This window comes from Streptomyces sp. NPDC041129 (assembly GCF_055592265.1).
The window spans coordinates 9,183-27,968 of the sequence record NZ_JBVIYV010000008.1 but is presented as its reverse complement, the minus strand read 5'-3'; the positions used below and the strand labels follow the sequence as shown (position 1 = coordinate 27,968).

The following is an 18,786-nucleotide window of genomic DNA, read 5'->3' as shown; positions in this document are numbered from 1 at the left end:
GGTGGCCGGTCGTCACGGGCGCTGCCTCCGGTCGCGTCGGCGGGCCAGCGCCCCGGCGTCGCGGGAGCGCCGGGGCCGGCGCGCGGCGGGCCCGGGGGCCTCGCCGGCGTGCGCGGCCATGGCCCGTACGGTCGGGTGGCCGAACATGTCGAGGCGGGTGACCCGCAGGCCGAGCCGCTCCCGCAGGGCGGCGACCACGGACGTCAGGCGCAGCGAGTCGCCGCCGGCGTCGAAGAAGTTGTCCTCCGCGCCGACCTCCTCCAGGCCCAGCACCTCGCACCAGATGCCGGCGATGCGGCGTTCCAGGTCGGTGCGGGCGGCGGCCCCGCCCCCGGCGATCCGGGTGCCGCCAGGCCGGGGCAGGGCGCCCCGGTCCACCTTGCCGTTCGGGGTGAGGGGCAGCTCCGGCAGGGCGACGACGGCGGACGGGACCATGTAGGCGGGCAGTACCTCACGCAGGCCGGCGCGCAGCGCGTCCGGGGCCGGGGCGCCGGGCCCGGTGACGTAGGCGACGAGGCGGCGCTCGCCCGGCCGGTCCTCGCGCACCACGGCGACGGCGGCGGTGACACCGTCGGCGCGCCGAAGCGCGGACTCCACTTCGCCGAGTTCGACGCGGTAGCCGTTGAGCTTGACCTGGCCGTCGATGCGCTCCAGGTACTCCAGGCGGCCGTCGGGCAGGTGCCGCACCAGGTCGCCGGTGCGGTAGGCCCGGCCGGTGCCGGCCCCGGGTGCGGTCACGAAGCGTTCGGCGGTCAGCTCCGGGCGGCCCAGGTAGCCGTCGGCGACGCCGTCGCCGGACAGGTACAGCTCGCCGGGGACACCGGGCGGGACCGGGACGCCCCGCTCGTCGAGGACGTGGCAGCGGGTGTTGCCGATGGGGCGGCCGATGGTGACGGGCTCGCCGGGACGCACCCGGTCGACGGTGGACCAGATCGTCGTCTCGGTCGGCCCGTACATGTTGTACAGGGCGCCGACGAGCGGGGCGAGCCGGTCGGCGAGTTCGCCGGGCAGCGGCTCGCCGCCGCACAGGGCGCGCATGGCCGGGTCGCCCCGCCAGCCGGCGGTCAGCAGCATCTGCCAGGTGGTCGGGGTGGCCTGCAGGACGGTGGGCGCCGACCGCTCCACCCGCTCGCGCAGCGCGAAGCCGTCGGCGGCGACGGCGGCGGACAGCACCTCCACGGTGCCGCCGCGCACCAGCGGCAGGTACAGCTCCAGGCCGGCGATGTCGAAGCAGACGGTGGTGAGGGCGAGCAGCGAGTCCGTGGAACCGAAGCCGGGGGTACGGGCCATGGTCCACAGGAAGTTGACCAGGGCCCGGTGTCCGACCTGGACGCCCTTGGGCGTCCCGGTGGAACCGGAGGTGTAGATGACGTAGGCGGGCGCGTCCGGCTCGGACCGGTCGAACGGGCCGGTCCCGTCCGCCTCGGGGGTGGTGTCGGCCAGGACCTCCGGCACCACGACGGGCGTGGCCGGGAAGCCCTTGAGGGTGCCGCGCAGGGCCTCGTCGGTGAGGACGAGGCCGGCCCCCGAGTCGGTCAGCATGTGGCCGATGCGGGCGGCCGGGTAGATGGGGTCGATCGGCACGTAGGCGGCGCCGCTGCGCATCACCGCGAGCAGACTGACCAGCAGCTCCGCCGAGCGCTCCAGGAGGACGCCGACCACGGTCCCGGGTCCGGCGCCCAGCCCGGCCAGGTGCCGGGCCAGCCGGTCGGCCGCGGCGTCCAGTTCCGCGTAGGTCAGCTCGCGGTCCTCGAAGCGTACGGCGGTGAGGTCCGGGGCGGCACAGGCCAGGTCGCCGACAAGCCGGCTGACGGTGCGCTCGCGCGGGTAGTCGGCGGCGGTGTCGTTCCACCGTCGCAGCACCAGCTCCCGCTCCTCGGGTCCGAGCAGTTCGACGGAGCCGAGCGGGTCCTCGGGCGCCGTCGCGGCACCGTCCAGGAAGAGGGCGAAGTGCGCTGCCAGCCAGCTTTCCTGACGTGCCGTCGTCTCTGTGCCGCCGAAGCGCACCGAGCCGTCGGCGTCGATCCGGACGGTCAGCGGGCGGCGGGTGGGTTCGGCCGGTCCGTCGGGCAGGATCACGCCGACGGGCAGCCCGGTGCGGGCGGCACCGGCCAGCTCGGGGTGTCGCAGCGCCACGTCGCGGCGGTACGGCGCCCGGGCCCGGATCCGGTCCAGTTCGGCGCCGGCCCGGCCGGTGAGGTCGGCGAGGGTGTCCTCCAGCAGGCCGTGCGGGGCGCGCAACGGCACCTCGGTGGCCAGCAGCCCGGCCGCCGTGCCGCCGGCGGGCGGGACGGACACGGCGACGTCCTGTTCGCCGCCGCGGGAGAGCCGGGCGAGGAAGGCCAGGACGGCGGCGAGCGCGACCCGCTCGGGCGCGGCGCCGTCGCGGGTGAGGGCCTCGGGCAGCGGAACGGGACCGGCCGGGCGGGCCTGGTCGGCCAGGCCGCCGAACCGGGGCGGCAGCATGGGCTCCAGTGACCGGAGCAGCCGCAGCCAGTGCCGCTCCTGCCGGTGCGCGGCGCGGGCGGCCTCGGCCAGCTCGGCCGCTTCGGCGTCGGTGAGGTGCGGGAAGCGGCCGTCGTGGTCGCCGGCCAGGGCCCCGGCGAGCGCGACGGGGTCGAGCCGTTCGCCGGAAAGGTCGGCGAGATCGGTGAGGCGCACGTCCCGGTCGCCGGTGGCCACGGTGAGGGCGTCGGGGCCGGAGCCGACGACCGTGCCGGGCGCGGCGGTGGAGGCCCGGCCGGTGACCTCCGTGCCGCGCACGGCGACCAGTTCACCGCCGAGGGCGAGCAGCGCGGTGCCGAAGTCGTTGCGGCGGCGCCCGAACGAGGTGGCCCGTACCAGCGCGTCCAGCTCGGCGGCGGGCTGGTGCCAGTCGAAGACACCGGCGCGGGGCAGTCCGTCGTAGCGGCCGTGGTAGGTCCGCAGGCCGAGGTCCTGCGGGGTGCGGGTGACCGTGCCGGCGGCGAGTTCGTCGACCAGTTCGGCGAAGGACTCGATACCCGCCTCGAAGCAGGCCACGTCCAGGTCGTGCGCGGTGGCGTCCTGGTCGACGGGCAGCGCGCGCCGCTTGAGCACGTCGCCGGTGTCCGCCTCGCGGTCCATCACGTGCCAGGTCACGCCGTGCTGCTTGTCGCCCTCGAGGATCGCCCAGCTCGTGGCGAACAGACCGGCGTGCCGGGGCAGCGGGCCGTCGTGGAAGTTCACCGGCAGCCCGGCCGGCAGCGCCAGCACCTCCTCGGGCAGCATCCGCAGGTTGGCGATGCTGAACAGGTGGTCGAAGCGCAGCGGTGCCAGCCGCTCGGCGAGGTCCGGGCCGAACCGCACGGCGGGCAGACCCTCGCCCTCGGCCCAGGCGAGCAGCTCGGGCGACGGGGACACCACGGCGGCCACCGTGTGCCCGCGGGCCAGGAGCAGTCTCGTGCACTCGACGAGGAGGGTCTCCTCGCCGATCACGACGCAAGTGAACGGCTCGGCAGTCATCGTCCCTCTCCTTCGAACTTCCCGCGCTCCGCGAGCAGTACGGCCAGCAGCTCGTCCACGGCCGCGTCGGACAGGCCCTCGATCAGACGCCCGGCGTCGGCGGCCGGGTCGGGACCGGCCGGGGCGGTGGCGGGACCTGGGGCCACGGCGGGACCGGGGGTGGTGGCGGGCCCGGTGGGTGCCGGCACCGATCGGGAGCCGGTGGGTGCCGGCACCGGTCGGGCGCCGGGGGCGGCCGGCTCCTCGGGCCGGACCGCGGCCTCGGGGGCCGCTTCGGCGCCTCGCTCCGGGGCCGGTTCACCGGTGACGTCCGGCGCCGGTTCGCCGGTCCGTGCCGGGGCCGGTGGCGTGGTCGTCGCCGCAAGGCCTTGGAAGTGCTCGGCCAGGCGCCGGACGGTGATGCGCTCGAAGAGCAGCGTCGCCGGCTGGGGGCCGTACACGCCCTCCAGGGCCCGGGTCAGTTCCAGCACGACCAGCGAGTCCACTCCGTAGTTCTCGAAGGTGAGGTCCGGGTCGAGCTGGTCCGGGGCGAGCTCCAGCACCCGGGCGAACACCTCGGTCACCTTGCGGAGTTCGTCGTCGACGGCGGCGCGGTCGACGGCCTGGGCGGCCGGGGTCCTGTCGGCGACGGGAGCGGCCTGGGCGCCGGCGGCCCCGGGCGCGGCCTCGACGGCCGGGGGCCGGGACGCGGGCACCAGGCCGTCGCTGACGGCGGCGATGACGCTCTGGAAGGCCGGGCCGGCCTCCGTGGCCGGCGCCGCCGCGCCGATGTGGGTGAACCCGCAGACGGCCAGCGCGTCCCGCCACTGGCGTTCGCTCGCCAGCGGAGAGCGGGGCAGCCGCTGCTCGGGGTCGGCGAACAGCCACCAGCCGGGGGTGAGGCCGAAGACGAGCGCGAGCTGGTCCCGCGGCCGGGTGCCCTCGACCAGCAGCAGGGCCCCGCCCCGCCGCAGCAGCGCCTTGGCCCGCAGCAGCGTGCCGGTCAGGCGCTGCGTGGCGTGGAAGACGTTGGTGCCGAGCACCACGTCGTACGCGCCGGGCTCGATGCCCTGGCCCTCGGCGTCCGCCTCGATGTCGAGCACTTCGAAGCGGGCGAAGGGGTGGCCGGCGCCGAACCGGGCCCGGGCCTTGCGGACGAAGGCCGGGGAGACGTCGGTGAAGACGTACTCGACGGAACCGGCGTACGGGGCGAGCGCGGCCAGCACCGTCGCGGTGGTGCCGCCCGTGCCCGCGCCGACCTCCAGGATCCGTACCGTGCGGCCGGGCTCGGCGGCCAGGCCGGCCCGTACCCGCTCGGTCACCAGCCGCGCCACCTCGGCGTTGCAGCGGTCGGTGACCGGGTCGCCCCGGTACACGGCGGCCACCCGCTCGGCGGAGCCGTCGGGGAAGAGGACGTCCATCGCGGAGCGGCGGCCGGTGAGCACGTCGGGCAGCGCGGCCAGGCAGTCCCGCAGCAGCGTGCCGATGGGGGCGAGGGCCGGGTGCCGGTCCGTCAGTTCGCCGAGCGCGGCCAGCAGGGCGGCCTCGTCCTCCACGGCGCGGCCCGTCGGACGGAGCCCGCCGTCGTCGTCGGCGCGCAGCAGGCCCGTCGTCACCAGGATGGCGAGCTGGGCCTCGAACAGCGCCCGGTGCTCCGGTACGACACCCAGTCGGGCGGCGAGTTCCTCGTGGCCGGGCCCGGGGGCGCCGGTCGTGAACTGCTCGAACAGGCCGGCCCGGCGCAGTGCCGGGGCCAGCAGCCGGTGCGCGAGGTCCTCCAGCAGGTCGACCGCGCGCTGGTGCCCGGCCAGTTCGCCCTCGTCGGTGATGGTCCGGCCGGTGAAGCGGACCTCGGGCAGCGGGCCGGAGGTGCCGGCGTGCTGTCCGGGCAGCACGGTCAGGGTGCGGTCCGGGTCGATGCCCAGGTTGTCCAGGATGTGCCGCTCGGCGTCCAGCGCGAACACCTGCGGCAGGCCCGCCGCCAGCGCGCGCTCCACCACGGCCATACCGCGCTCGGCGGTCAGCGGCCGGATGCCGGCGGCCTCGAACCGGCGCAGCACGCGCTCGCGTTCGGCGTCACCGCCCGCGTGCCAGTACCCGAGGTTCAGGACGCGCACCGGGAAGGGCAGCGTCCGCCCGGCGTGCGCGGCGTAGGCGTCGGCGAAGGTGCAGCCGGCCGCGTAGCCCGCCTGGCCGTGGTTGCCCTCGAAGGCCACGCCGGAGGAGTAGAAGAGCACGAAGTCCAGCGGCTCCTCGCGCACCGCGTCCAGCACCGCGAGGGCGGTGTCCGTCTTGGACTCCACGGCGCGGCGCAGCTCCGGTTCGGACAGCTCGCGCAGCTCCCGGTTGACCAGCACCATCGCCGCGTTGAACACGCCGTGCAGGGCGCCGAACTCCTGCCGGGCCAGCCGTACGGCCTCGGCGAGCGCGGCCGGGTCGCCGGCGTCCAGGGCGAGGTGGCGCACCTCGGCCCCGTCCTTCTCCAGTTCGGCGATCGTGCGCCGGCGCGTCTCGTCCAGTGGGGAGCGGCCGACCACGACCAGCTTCGCCCCGTAGGCGCGGGCGAGGTGCCGGCAGGTGTCCCGGCCGACGGCGCCGAGACCGCCGACGACGAGGTAGACGCCGCCCTGCCGGAACGGGGGTGTGGCGCCCGGCAGTTCGACGCGTTCCAGGGTGCGGACCCGGCGTACGCCGGCCCGGATCGACACGGGGGCCGGGCGGGCCGGGAACGGCTCGGCCACGATCGCCCGCGCGGTCTCCGCGGCCTCCGCGGAGCGCACGTCGACCAGCGCGACCCGCAGGTTCGGGTACTCCTTGGCCGCCACGGACGCCAGTCCCGCGAGGCCCGCGGCCCACGGGGCGGAGGCGTCGCCCGCCTCCAGCGGGTGCACGTCGGTGGTGACCACCTTCAGCCGAAGCGCCCGGTCGAGGACGCCGTGCCGGTCCAGGGCCCGCACCAGGCGGTGCAGGGCGAGGACCGAGCGGTCCGTCAGGGCCCGGAGCTCACGCCGGCCGGCGGGCTCACGGCCGGGGCCGGCACCCGTCTCCGCACCTGTTCCGGGACCGGTCTCGGGACCGGTTCCGGTGCCGAGGAAGTAGACCAGGTCCGGCGTGGCCTCGCGCAGGGCGTGGTCCAGGCCGGCGTCGGTGAGACCGTCGGAGGCGATCCGCAGCCGCCGTACGTCCGCCCCTGTGTGGGCGGCGGCGAGGTCCGCGGCGAGACCGGTGTCCGGGCGCTCGGCGACCAGCAGCACGGTCCGGGCCGGTTCGGCCCGCCCGTCGGCGGGGCGGGCGGTCCACACGGGCCGGTGGACGACCACCGCCGGGTCCTTGGCCTGCCGGTAGGTCAGGCCGGTGAACCGGACGCGAGCGGCGCCGGAATCGTCGCAGAGCAGGACGTCGTAGCGGTCGGTGCCGGTCCGGCGGACGTACGACCAGCCGGTGACCGGGACCCGGCCGAGGACGTCGACGCGGTCGGCCGCGAAGGGCAGCATCGGGGTGCTCCGGCCGGGGCGGTGACGCGCCATCAGGGCGGCGACGGTGTGCAGGGCGGCGTCCAGGACGCCCGGGTGCAGGGCGTGGCCCGCGTCGCCGTCCACGGCGCCGATCCGGCCCAGTACCTCCTCGTCACCGGTCCACACCTCGCGGACCCTGCGGAAGAACGGGCCGTACGGCAGGCCCTGGTCCGCCAGCAGCCGGTAGAAGGCGTCCCCGTCCGCGCCCGCGTCGAGGCGGGCGCGCAGCTGAGCCACGTCGAGCGCGGCCGGGGCGTCCTGGGCGTCACCGACCCGGCCGCGGGACCGGACGGTGCCGTCGGGGCCGCGCACCTCGTAGCCGTCGCCGTCCAGGGCCACGGTCACCTCGTCGCCGGAACCGGACAGGGCCAGCGGGGCCACCCAGCGCACGTCGGTCAGGGCCCGGCCGGTCAGCGCTCCGTGCGCCTCGGCGACGAGGTCGAGATGGCCGGTGCCCGGCAGGATGGGCCGGCCGCCGACGACGTGGTCGCGCAGCACGGGCTCGTCCGCGGCGAGCCGCCGCCGCCACTCGCGGGACGCGGTGGGGGCGGAGGCCGGTGCCGCAGGCGTGGGGACGCGCGGGGCGGGGAGGCGCGGGGCGGGCACCTGGGCCCGGACGGGGGCCGCCGGGCGGGGCACGGGTGCCGAGGCCGATGTGGCGGGGCCGGTGTCCAGCCAGTGCCGTACGCGCTCGAACGGGTAGGTGGGCAACGGTACTCGGCGGGGAGTGCCGGGCCGCATCCGGTCGACCAGGTCCCAGTCGACGGTGACGCCGGACACCCACAGCCGGGCCAGCAGGTCGTCTCCCCCGGCGCTGATCTGGGCGGCCAGGAAGTCGTCGCCGCCGACGGTCTCGGTCAGCAGGCCGGCCAGCGCCGGGTGCTGCTCGACCCGGCCGCGGTGCAGCCTCTGGTCGTCCTCGCCGCGCCCGAAGGCGGTGAGCGCGGCCGCCGCGTCGGCGAGGTCCGTGGCGACGAACGCCAGCCGCTCGGCGAGGGGTTCGCGGCCGGTGCGCAGGGTGTGCGAGACGTCGGCGAGCCGCGGCGCGGCCGGGTCGCCCTGCGCGGCGGCGCCGAGGGCGCGGCCCATCCCGGCCGCGTAGGCGCGCAGCCGGGTCTCGTCGCGGGCGGAGAGCACGATCAGCCCGGGCGTCTCGGGCCCGGCGTCGGCGGGCTCGGGTGCGAGGTACTCCTCGACGACGACGTGGGCGTTGGTGCCGCCCGCGCCGAAGGAGCTGACGGCGGCGCGGCGCGGCAGCGGGCGGCCGTCGGCGTCGTACGGCCGGGGCCAGGGCCGCTTCTCGCGCTGCACGGTGAACGGCGAGCGGGTGAAGTCGATGACGGGGTTGGTCTCCTCGGCGTGCAGCGTGGGCAGCAGGGTGCCGTTGCGGAGCTGGAGGACGGCCTTGGTGAGCCCGGCGATGCCCGCGGCCCCCTCCAGGTGGCCGATGGCGGACTTCACCGAGCCGAGCGCGCAGAAGCCGGTGTCGCCGGTGTCCCGGGCGAAGGCCTGCGCGAGCGCGGTGTGCTCGATCGGGTCGCCGAGGGCGGTGCCGGTGCCGTGGGCCTCGACGCAGCCGATGGTCCGCGCGTCGATGCCGGCGGCGGTCAGGGCCTGCTCGATCAGGGCCTGCTGGGCCTGCGGGTTGGGCACGGTGAAGCCGCTGGTGCGGCCGCCGTGGTTGACGGCGGTGGCGCGGATCACGGCGTGCACGGTGTCGCCGTCGCGCACGGCGTCCGACAGCCGCTTGAGCAGCACCGCGCCGACTCCCTCGCCGGGCACGTAGCCGCTGCCGCCGGCCCCGAAGGCGCGGCACAGCCCGTCGGTGGACAGCATCGTCCGGTGGCTGAGGTGGACGTACTTGTCGGGGTGGACTGAGACGTTCACCCCACCCGCGAGGGCGTACGAGCACTCGCCGCGGCGGATGCTCTCGCAGGCCTGGTGGACGGCGACGAGGGACGCCGAGCAGGCGGTGTCCACGACCACGCTGGGTCCGCGGAAGTCGCCGAAGTAGGAGACCTGGTTGGCGATGGAGGCGCGGTTGGCGAGGACCACCTGGTGGTTGCCGCGCGCGGACTCGGTGGCGGCGAGGACGGCGTAGTCGTCCCACATCACGCCGACGAACACGCCGACGTCGTGTCCCTGGCCGCCGAAGCGGGGCGCGGGGAGGCGGGAGGGCGGGTAGCCGGCGTTCTCCAGCGCGGACCAGGCGGTCTCCAGGAACAGCCGTTCCTGCGGGTCCATGGTGCGGGCCTGCTTGGGCGAGATCCGGAAGAACAGCGAGTCGAAGCTGTCGACGTCGTCCAGGAAGCCGCCCCAGCGGCCGTAGCTGCGGCCGGGTGCGGCGGGGTCCGGGTCGAACAGGGCGTCGGCGTCCCAGCGGTCGGCCGGTACCTCGGTGACGCAGTCGCGTCCCTCGGCGAGGTTGCGCCAGAACTCGTCCAGGTCGCGGGCCTTGGGGTAACGGCCGCTGATGCCGACGACGGCGATCGGCTCGTCCTCGGCCGGTACCGGCCGGGGCGGCTCCGGGCGGGTCACCGGCGCCGGGACGGGTGCGCTGACGGGCGGCGCGGTGATGGTACCGGCGGTGCCGGCGGTGGCCGCCGGGAAGAGGCGGGTCACGGCCTCGGCGTGTTCGGCGAGGACGTGGTCGGCCAGCTCGTCGACGGTGCGGCACTCGAAGAACACGGTGCCGCGCAGACCGGGGAAGTTCTTTCCGAGCAGGGAGTTGGACTCCATGACGAGTACCGAGTCCATGCCGTAGTCGTCGAGCGGGATCCGGCTGTCGAGCCGTCCCACGGGCAGCTTCAGCACGCCGGCCAGGGCGGTGCGCAGGTGCTCCACCAGCCGGGACCGCACGCGGTCGTCCGCGGCGGGTCGAGCCGGTGCGACCGGCTCGGCCGGTGCGTTGCCGGGGGCGGGGGTGGTGCCGTGGGCGGCGGAGGTGGTGCCGTGGGCGGCGGGGGTGGTGCCGGCCGGGGGCTCCGTGGTGGTGCCGGTGAGGGCCGTGTCGACGGCGGCCGCCTCGCCCCAGGCGGGGACCAGCCACGCGCTGCCGCCGCCGAGGGCGCCGTCGAGCAGGGCGACGCCCTGCTCGGCGTCGAGCGGACGCATGCCGGTGCGCCGGGTGTAGGCGGCCAGTTCCTGTTCCCGGACCAGCCCGTCGACCCCGCCGACGGCCCACAGCGGCCAGGCCAGGGACAGGCTGCGGCCGTGCCGCAGCCCCTGCCGCGTCCAGCGGTCGCGCCGCGCCGTGTAGAGGTCGGCGAACCGGTTGGCCGTGGCGTAGCTGGCCGCGCCGAAGTCACCGATGACGGAGGAGACGGAGGAGAACACCACGAAGCAGTCGAGGTCGTCGTCGCGGGTGAGCCGGTCGAGGTGGACCAGGCCGTGGGTCTTGGCCGCGAGCACCCGGGTGAACCGCTCCCGGTCGCCGGGGTCGGCGCGGCCCTCGTCGGCGACGCCGGCCAGGTGGAACACACCGTGCAGGGCCCCGAAGCGGTCGCGGGCGGTGGCCAGGGCGGCGGCCAGTTCGTCGTGGCGGGCCACGTCGGCGCGCAGGGCGAGCACCTCGGCGCCGAGCCCGGTGAGTGTGCGGTGCCACTCGCGCGCGGCGGTGTCCGGCTCGGAGCGGCCGATCAGCACCAGTCTGGCCGCGCTGGTGCGGGCCAGGTGCTCGGCGAGGACACGGCCGATGGCTCCGCCGCCGCCGGTGACGACGTGGACGCCGCCCTCGCGCAGTGGTGAGGCGGGAGCGCCGGACGGCCGCACCGGCCGCAGGGCGCGGATCTGCCGTTCGCCGTTCGCGGTGCGGCGCGCCTCAAGCCCGGCCGCGCGGGGCACGGCGCGCAGTTCGGCGGCCACGGCCTCGGCGGTCGCGTCGGCGGCCAGGGCCGGGTCGAGGCCCAGGGTGAGCAGTTCGAGGCGGGGTGCGGTGGGAGCCGTGGACCGGGCGAAGCCGGCCAGGGCGGCCCACTCCGGCCGGTCGTGACCGCCCTCCTGGGGGTGGAGGACGAGCAGGCGCACACGGCCGGGCAGGGCGTCGGACCGGGCGGCGCCGAGCACCTGGAGCACCGTGCCGCAGACCCGGTCGAGCAGGCCGGCGGGGTCCCCTTCGTCCGCGGCCGGGGCGGGGGCGGTCACGCCTCCCACGACGGCGAGGTCCAGGCCGTCGGGGTGGGCGAGCCCGGCGAGGGCGTCGGCGAGGGCGCCGGGCTCCTCGGGGACGTTCACCACGCGGCGCCACACCCCGGTGGCGGCGAGGGCCGCCTCCAGCTCGGGGTGCCGGCCGAGTACGGCGAGGGTGTCGGCGGCACTCCCCTGCGCGGGTTCGCCGGCGGCCTCCCAGCAGGGCTCGTACAGGCGCGCCTCACCGCCTGAGGGGGCGGTGGTGCCCGGGGTGGGCGCGGCCTCGGACGCCCCGGACCCCGTGGTCCCGGACGCGGTGGCGGGCGCGGGCGTGCGGCCCGCGAAGTCACGCAGTTCGGCGAGGACGCGGCCCTGCTCGTCGTAGACGGTCAGGTCGAAGCGGAGGACGCCGGCCGTCTCCCCCGTCCGCCGGGCGTGGGCGAGGCAGACCGGCGGCAGCGGGGCGTGCACGTCGAGCGCGCCGAGGCTGAAGGGCACCGCGAGTTCGCCCGCGCGGGGCGCGGCGGTGCGGCCGGCCCAGTGGCAGGCCCGCAGGGCGCCGTCGAGCAGCGCCGGGGGCACCTCGGTGACCGGGCCGCCGTCGCCGGCGTCGAGCCGTACCAGGGCCTCGCCCGACCCGGCGCGGATCTCGTCGATGACCTGGAAGGAGGGGCCGTAGCCGAACCCGGCGGCCGTGTAGTCGGCGTAGGCGCCGGACCGGTCGCGCAGGACGGGGAGCCGGGCGCGCAGCGCGTCGAGGTCCTCCGGTGCGGCGGGCGCGGCGGGCGGAGCCGGGACGGCGCGGCCCCGGGCGTGGGTGGTGCGTTCGCCGCCGGTGTCGCCGTACACCTCGAAGAGCAGGGCGTCGCCGTCCGGGCGGAACGACACGCGCACCGTGCGCTCGCCGTCGGCGACCTCCACCGCGCGGCCCCACACCACCTCGCGCAGGGCGTGCCGGACGCCGGGCCGGGCGAGGTGGGCGGCGGCGCGGACGAACTCCAGCGTCGCGGCGCCGGCGAGGATGCGCCGGCCCTCGATGACGTGGTCGCGCAGCAGCGGGTCGCCGGAGCGCAGGGTCTTGGCGAAGCGGACCTCGTCGACGGTCGACTCGTTGGCGTCGACCAGCGGGTGCGGCGCGGAGGTGCCGAGGTCCGGGTCGAGCGGGATCCAGTAGCGCTCGGGGGCGAACGGGTAGAGCGGGGCGCGGGTCCGGCGCGGGGCGGGGCCCGGCCGGCCGGCGTGCCAGGCCCGCCAGTCGACGTCGGCGCCGGTCAGCCAGCGGCGGGTCAGCTCACCGAGCGGGCCGTCGTCGGTGATCGCGGGCTGGGGTTCTCCTGCGGCGCAGCGGCGCAGCGCGGCGGCGACGGCGGCACCGTCGGTGGCGACGACGGCGAAGCGGGCGTCCATGGCCTCGCGGCCGGTCTGGCTGGTGAAGCACAGGTCGGCGAGCGGCACCCGCTCGCTCTCCAGGAAGCGGGCGGCGCGTTCGGCGTGGGCGCGCAGCCGCTCCCCGTCCCGGGCGGACAGGACGAAGGCCACCGGCTCGACGGTGTGCTGCCGCGCGGCGGGGACGTCGGTCGCCGGCTCGGGGTGCGGCGACTCCTCCAGGACCAGGTGGGCGTTGGACCCGCCGGCGCCGAAGGAGCTGAGGCCGGCCCGGCGCGGGGTGTCCCCGCCGGGCCAGTCGGCCAGGTCGCGCTGGACGCGGAACGGGGAGCGGTCGAAATCGATGTTCGGGTTCAGCTCCTCGGCGTGCAGCGAGGGCACCAGCGTGCGGTGGGTGAACTGGAGCAGCACCTTGGTGAGTCCGGCCATGCCGGCGGCGGACTCCAGGTGGCCCACGTTGGACTTGACCGAGCCGATCGGCCAGGTGCCGGGGCCGGCTTCGGCGGTGCGGTACGCCTGGCCGAGCCCGGTCAGCTCGATCGGGTCGCCGAGCGCGGTGCCGGTGCCGTGGGCCTCGACGTAGCCGATGCCGTCCGGGGAGACCCCGGCCCGCTCCATGGCCGCGGTGACGGCGCGCTGCTGGGCGTGCGGGCTCGGCACGGTGTAGCCGTTGGTCCTGGCGCCGTGGTTGACGGCGCTGCCGAGGATCAGGCCGTGGACGCGGTCGCCGTCCGCCAGGGCGCGCCGGTACGGCTTGAGCAGGACGGCGCCGACGCCCTCGCCGGGCACGTAGCCGTCGCCGCCGGCGCCGAAGGCGCGGCAGCGGCCGTCGGAGGACAGGAAGCGGCCCTGGCTGAGGAAGGCGTACTTGTACGGGTGGACGGAGACGTTGACGCCACCGGCCAGCGCCAGTTCGCTCTCGCCCCGGCGCAGGCTCTCGCAGGCCAGGTGGATCGCGGTCAGCGAGGAGGAGCACATGGTGTCCAGCGCCATGCTCGGGCCGGAGAGGTTCAGCGCGTGGCTGACCCGGTTGGCGATGGTCGCGAACGACGAGCCGGTCAGCGGGCGTCCGCCGCGCAGGGCGTCGAGGGCGCCGTGGAACTGGTACTCGCCGTACATCACGCCGACGTAGACGCCGACCGGACGGCCCGCCAGGTCGGCGCGGCGGTAACCGGCGTCCTCCATGACGTGCCAGGCGTTCTGCAGGAACAGCCGTTCCTGGGGGTCCATCAGCTCCGCCTGGCGCGGGGAGATGCCGAAGAACAGCGGGTCGAAACGGTCGACGTCGCGTAGGAACCCGCCCCAGCGGGTGTGGGCGCGGCCGGGTGCGGCCGGGTCCGGGTCGTACCAGCGGGTGTGGTCCCAGCGGTCTGCGGGGATCTCGGTCACGCAGTCGCGGGCCTGTGTCAGGTTGGCCCAGAACTCGTCGATGTCGTCCGCCATGGGGTAGCGGCCGGCGATGCCGATGACCGCGATGGCGTCGTCGTCCTCCGCCGGTGAGGGCGCGGGGGTCCGGTCGCCGGGTGCGGTGCGGGTGGTACGAGCCGTACGGCCCGAGCGTGCCGTACGGGAGGGGCGCGGCGTCGCGGTCACCGGGGAGGCGGCCGGCGTCGACGCGGCGGCCCCGCCGGTCTCCTCGTCCCCGGCGGTGCCGCGCAGTTCGGCGCTGTGGTGCTCGGCGAAGTAGCCGGCGAGTTCGCCGAGGGTCGCGTACTCGAAGAAGAGGGTCTTGGACAGCCGGTCGAATCGCTTGTCGAGTTCGCGGTTGAGCTTGGTGATCGTCAGGGAGTCGATGCCATGGCGCTCGAACGGGTCGTCCTCGCCCAGTTCGGCCGGGTCCAGGCCCGTCTCGGCGGCGATCAGGTTCCGCAGCAGTGTCACGGCCAGGGCGCGCGGCTCCTCGCCGCCCGGGGCGCCGGCCGCTTCGGTGGTGACCGGGACCCGGCCGGCGGGGGCGCGTCCCGACAGCGTGCCGTCGATCCTCGCCAGGTCGCCGTGGGCCGCGACGAACGCGCCGGGCACGCCGAGGACCCGCGCGAACAGCGCGAGGCCCGTGTCGGTGGGCAGGACGCCGAAGCCGGTGCGGGCGGCGATGTCCGCGGCGGCCTCGTCGGTCTGCCGCATGCCGCCGTCGGCCCACATGGGCCAGGCGACCGAGGTGATCCGCGGGTGGCGCTCGGCGTAGGCGTCCAGATAGGCGTTGGCGTACGCGTAGTCGGTCTGGCCCGCGCTGCCGATGTGGGCGGCGATCGAGGAGAAGGCGACGAAGAAGTCCAGCGGGTCGTCGGCGGTGGCGGCGTCGAGCGCGCGCACTCCGCTCACCTTGGGCGCGAGGACGGCGGCGAAGTCGTCGGCGGTCTTGGTCAGGGCGAAGCCGTCGCGCAGCACGCCGGCCGCGTGGACGACACCGTTGATGGGGCCCATCTCCGCGCGTATCACAGCCATTTGGCGTTCCACCGCCGCCGGGTCCGAGACGTCCGCGGTGCGGTAGGACAGGCGTTCGGCGAGTGCGGCGGGCGGCTGCTCGCCGCGTCCGAGCAGCACCACGCGGGCGTCGGCGCGGCCGAGGATCCAGTCCGCGACGGCACGGCCGAGTCCGCCCGCGCCGCCGGAGACGACGTACACGCCGCCGTCGCGGACGGCGACGGGTTCGGCGGCCGGGGCGGGTGCGGGCCGGGGCACGCGGCGGCCGCCGGTGGTGTGGGTGACCTCGGGGTCGCGGCCGTCGCCGGCCAGTTCGGCGACGAGCGCGGCCGTCTCGTCCACGCCCTCGGCGAGTCCGACGGCCTGGACGGCGAGCAGCGGGTTCTCGGCCCGTACGGTCCGGGCGAAGGCGCCCAGCGCGGCACGCTCGGGCCGTGCGCCGTCGGCCTCGTGACGGTGCAGCAGCAGGACGCGCACGGGTGCGGTGGGCCGGGCCCGCAGCAGCCGCTGGACCAGCTCCAGCGCCTCCTCGGCCGTGGGCTCGTCCACCAGCAGCACGTCCGGTACGGCCCCGTCCGCCAGGCCGGTCCCGGCCGACGGCCCTGTCCCGGTCTCCGGCGCGGTCACCTCGCCGACGCCGCGGCCGGTCAGGGCGGCGGTGAGCCGCTCGCGGCGGGCGGCGGTCGCGGCGAGGACGACGCCGGTGGCGCCGGCCGGGGTGGCCGCGGTGTCGTCGGGCTCGGTGGGCGCGTCGGTCCAGCGGCGCACCAGCAGGGCCGGCTCACCCGGTTCGGTGGAACCGCTCGCAGCCGCTTCGCCGGTCCCGCCGAGCACCCGTACGGCCAGGTCGGTCAGCCGGGCGAGGACGGTGCCGTGGTCGTCGGTGAGGGTCAGGTCGGCGCGGGCCGACCGCTCGCCCAGCCGGCGGGTGGTGACCAGCGCCCGGCAGGCCCCGGCGACCGGGGCGTGCACGGTCAGTTCGGCGAGGGCCAGCGGCAGGAACCCCTCGGCGGTGTCGCCGTAGGAGCGGGCGAGGAGCAGCACCAGGGCGTGCAGCGCGCCGTCGAGGAGCGCCGGGTTGAGGACCGCGCCGTCGAGCGTGGCTCCGTCGGGCAGTTCGAGGGTGGCCAGGGCCTCCCCCTCGCCCAGCCGGACCTCGGTGAGGGCGCTCATCCGGGGGCCGTAGTCCAGGCCGAGGCGGCGCAGCGTGTCGTAGCACTCGGGGTGCCCAAGCGTCTCGGTGCAGCGGGCGGCCGCCGCCGCGAGGTCGACCGGGGCGGGCCGGTCGGCCGGGCCGGGCTCGATGCCGCCGGCCGCGTACACGGTGTCGTCGCCGGTGATCTCGAATCCGGCGCCGTCGTCCTCGCGCCAGAGCGAGATCAGCGAGGTGCGCGGCCCGGCGGCGTGGCTCAGCAGGCGCTCGAAGGAGACGTCGTGCAGGGAGACGGCCGTGCCGAGGGACAGCTCGGCCGCCGCGCGCGCGAGTTCGAGGTGCGCGGCGGCGGGCATGACGGGTTCGCCCTGGACCCGGTGGTCGGCGAGGTAGAACTCCTCACCGGTCCGGGTGGTGCGGTAGGCGAGGGTGTCGAGGGTGGAGACGTTCTCGTCGAGCAGGGGGTGCGGGCCCGCAGCGGCGAGCTGCGGGGCGGTGGCCTCGTCCGGTCCGGTCAGCCAGCAGCGGCGGCCCTCGAACGGGTAGGTGGGCAGCGGCACCCGGCCGCGCTCCTCGCCCGCGAACCAGCCCGCCCAGTCGACCTCGGCCCCGGCCTGCCAGGCACGGGCCACCCCGCCCCACGGCCCGTCGGCGACGCCGAGGGCGGTCCCGCGCACCTCGTCCGCCGCGCCGCGCAGCGCGACCCGGTCGCGGCCGGGGGCGGGACGGGGCGCCTCGGCGTCGGCGCGGCCGAGAGCGGCCACGGCCTCGGCGGGGGTCAGGGCTCCGGTGACGCACGCGGCGACGCGGGCGGCGAGTCCGTCACCGTGGACGGCGACGGGCCGCAGACCGAGGTCGAGCCACAGCCTGCCGAGCGCGTACTGCAGCGCGAAGGCCGCGCCCGGGGCGCCGTGGTCGAGCGCGCCGGCGGCCACGGCCGCGGCGTGGTGCCCGGCGAAGGCGGGTTCCGCGGCGCACCACCGCTCGGCCAGCCCGGCCGCGTCGGGCACCTCCTCGGCGAAGACGAAGGACACCTCGCCCGTGGCGGGGCGTTCGGGCACCTCGGCGCCGCGGAGCGCCCCGGCGAGGGCGGCGCGGTCGGCGCCGGTGACGGCGAGCCGGTACTCGTGGGCGCGGCGCCCGACCGCCAGGGTGTAGGCGACGTCGGCGAGTGCGGCGCGGTCGTCGCCCTCCAGGTGGGCGGCGAGGTCGCCGGCCGCGGTGCGCAGCGCGCTCGCGGTGCGGGCGGAGACCACCAGGACCTGCTGCGGGCGGGAGTCGCCGGCGGCGGGCGCGGGCGGCGCCTCCTGGAGTACCGCGTGCGCGTTGGTGCCGCCGATGCCGAAGGAGCTGACGCCCGCGCGCAGCGGCCCGTCCCCGGTCCACGGGGTGGTGGCGGTGCTGACCTTGAAGGGGCTCGCGGCGAAGTCGACGGCCGGGTTGGGCGTGCGGTGGTTGACGGTCGGCACCAGGGTGCGGTGCTTCATCATCAGCGCCGTCTTGATGACGCCGGCGACGCCGGCGGCGGCGTCGAGGTGGCCGACGTTGGACTTCACCGACCCGATCGCGCAGAAACCGGTGTCCGCGGTGGCCTCGCGGAAGGCCTTGGTGAGGGCGGAGACCTCGACGGGGTCGCCGAGCCGGGTCGCGGTGCCGTGGGCCTCGACGTAGCCGATGGAGCGCGGGTCGACGCCGGAGACGGTGTGCGCCTCACGGATGACGGCGCTCTGCCCGGCGGCACCGGGGGCGGCGAAACTGACCTTGCCGCTGCCGTCGTTGTTGGTGGCCGTGCCCTTGATGACGGCGTGGATGGTGTCCCGGTCGGCGAGGGCGTCCCGCAGCGGCTTCAGGACGACGACGCCCACGCCGTTGCCGAGGACGGTGCCGCCGGCCTCCGCGTCGAAGGCGCGCACGTGCCCGTCCGGGGACAGGATGGCACCTTCCTCGTACAAGTAGCCCTTGACCTGCGGCAGTTTGACGGTGACGCCGCCGGCCAGGGCCATGTCGCACTCGCCGTTGATCAGGCCCTGGCAGGCCAGGTGCAGGGCGACAAGCGAGGTGGAGCAGGCGGTCTGCACGGTGTAGCTCGGGCCCTTGAGGTCGAGCTTGTACGACAGCCGGGTGGCCAGGTAGTCCTTGTCGTTGCCGACCATCACCGCGAAGTGGCTGGAGGTGGTGGTCTGGTCGACGTGCGGCAGGACCTGCTGCTGGAGGTAGGTGTTGATGGCGGCGCCGGCGTAGACGCTGATCAGCCCGTCGAAGCGGGCCGGGTCGTAGCCGGCGTGCTCGAGGGCCGCGTGCCCGGTCTGCAGCATGATGCGGTGCTGCGGGTCGGTCATGGCGGCCTCGGCCGGGGTGAACTCGAAGTACCCGGTGTCGAAGAGGTCGACGTCGGGGATGACGCCGTGCGCCGGGACGTAGGCGGGGTCCGTCAGCAGCCGGGAGGGTACGCCCGCCGCCGCCAGTTCCTCGGGGCTGAACCGGGTGATGCCCTCGCGGCCCTCGCGCAGGAGGTGCCAGAAGGAGTCCAGGTCGTCGGCGCCGGGGAAACGCCCGGCCATGCCGATGATCGCCACATCCGTCTCGGCCACCTGGACCTCGGGGCTGCTCACTGGGCCAACTCTTCCTTCGCGTAGGGCTGTCCGGATGCGGACGGCCGGTTTCCGGCTGTGCTGGGGTGGGGGCGGGTGCCCTTCGGAGGTGCCGGGGCCGGGCACC

2 protein-coding genes are annotated in these 18,786 nt (G+C 76.6%); both read right to left on the bottom strand.

Annotated features, from left to right (window positions below; translation table 11 throughout):
- Nucleotides 1-12: 12 nt before the first annotated feature.
- A complete protein-coding gene (locus ACZ6B1_RS24290) occupies nt 13-3,483 on the bottom strand; it encodes an amino acid adenylation domain-containing protein (protein WP_468781579.1) in 3,471 nt (1,156 codons plus the stop codon).
- Complete coding sequence (locus ACZ6B1_RS24285) at nt 3,480-18,680, bottom strand: SDR family NAD(P)-dependent oxidoreductase (protein ID WP_468781577.1); 15,201 nt, start codon at nt 18,678-18,680, stop codon at nt 3,480-3,482. The genes ACZ6B1_RS24290 and ACZ6B1_RS24285 overlap by 4 nt, the downstream gene beginning before the upstream one ends.
- Nucleotides 18,681-18,786: the final 106 nt, after the last annotated feature.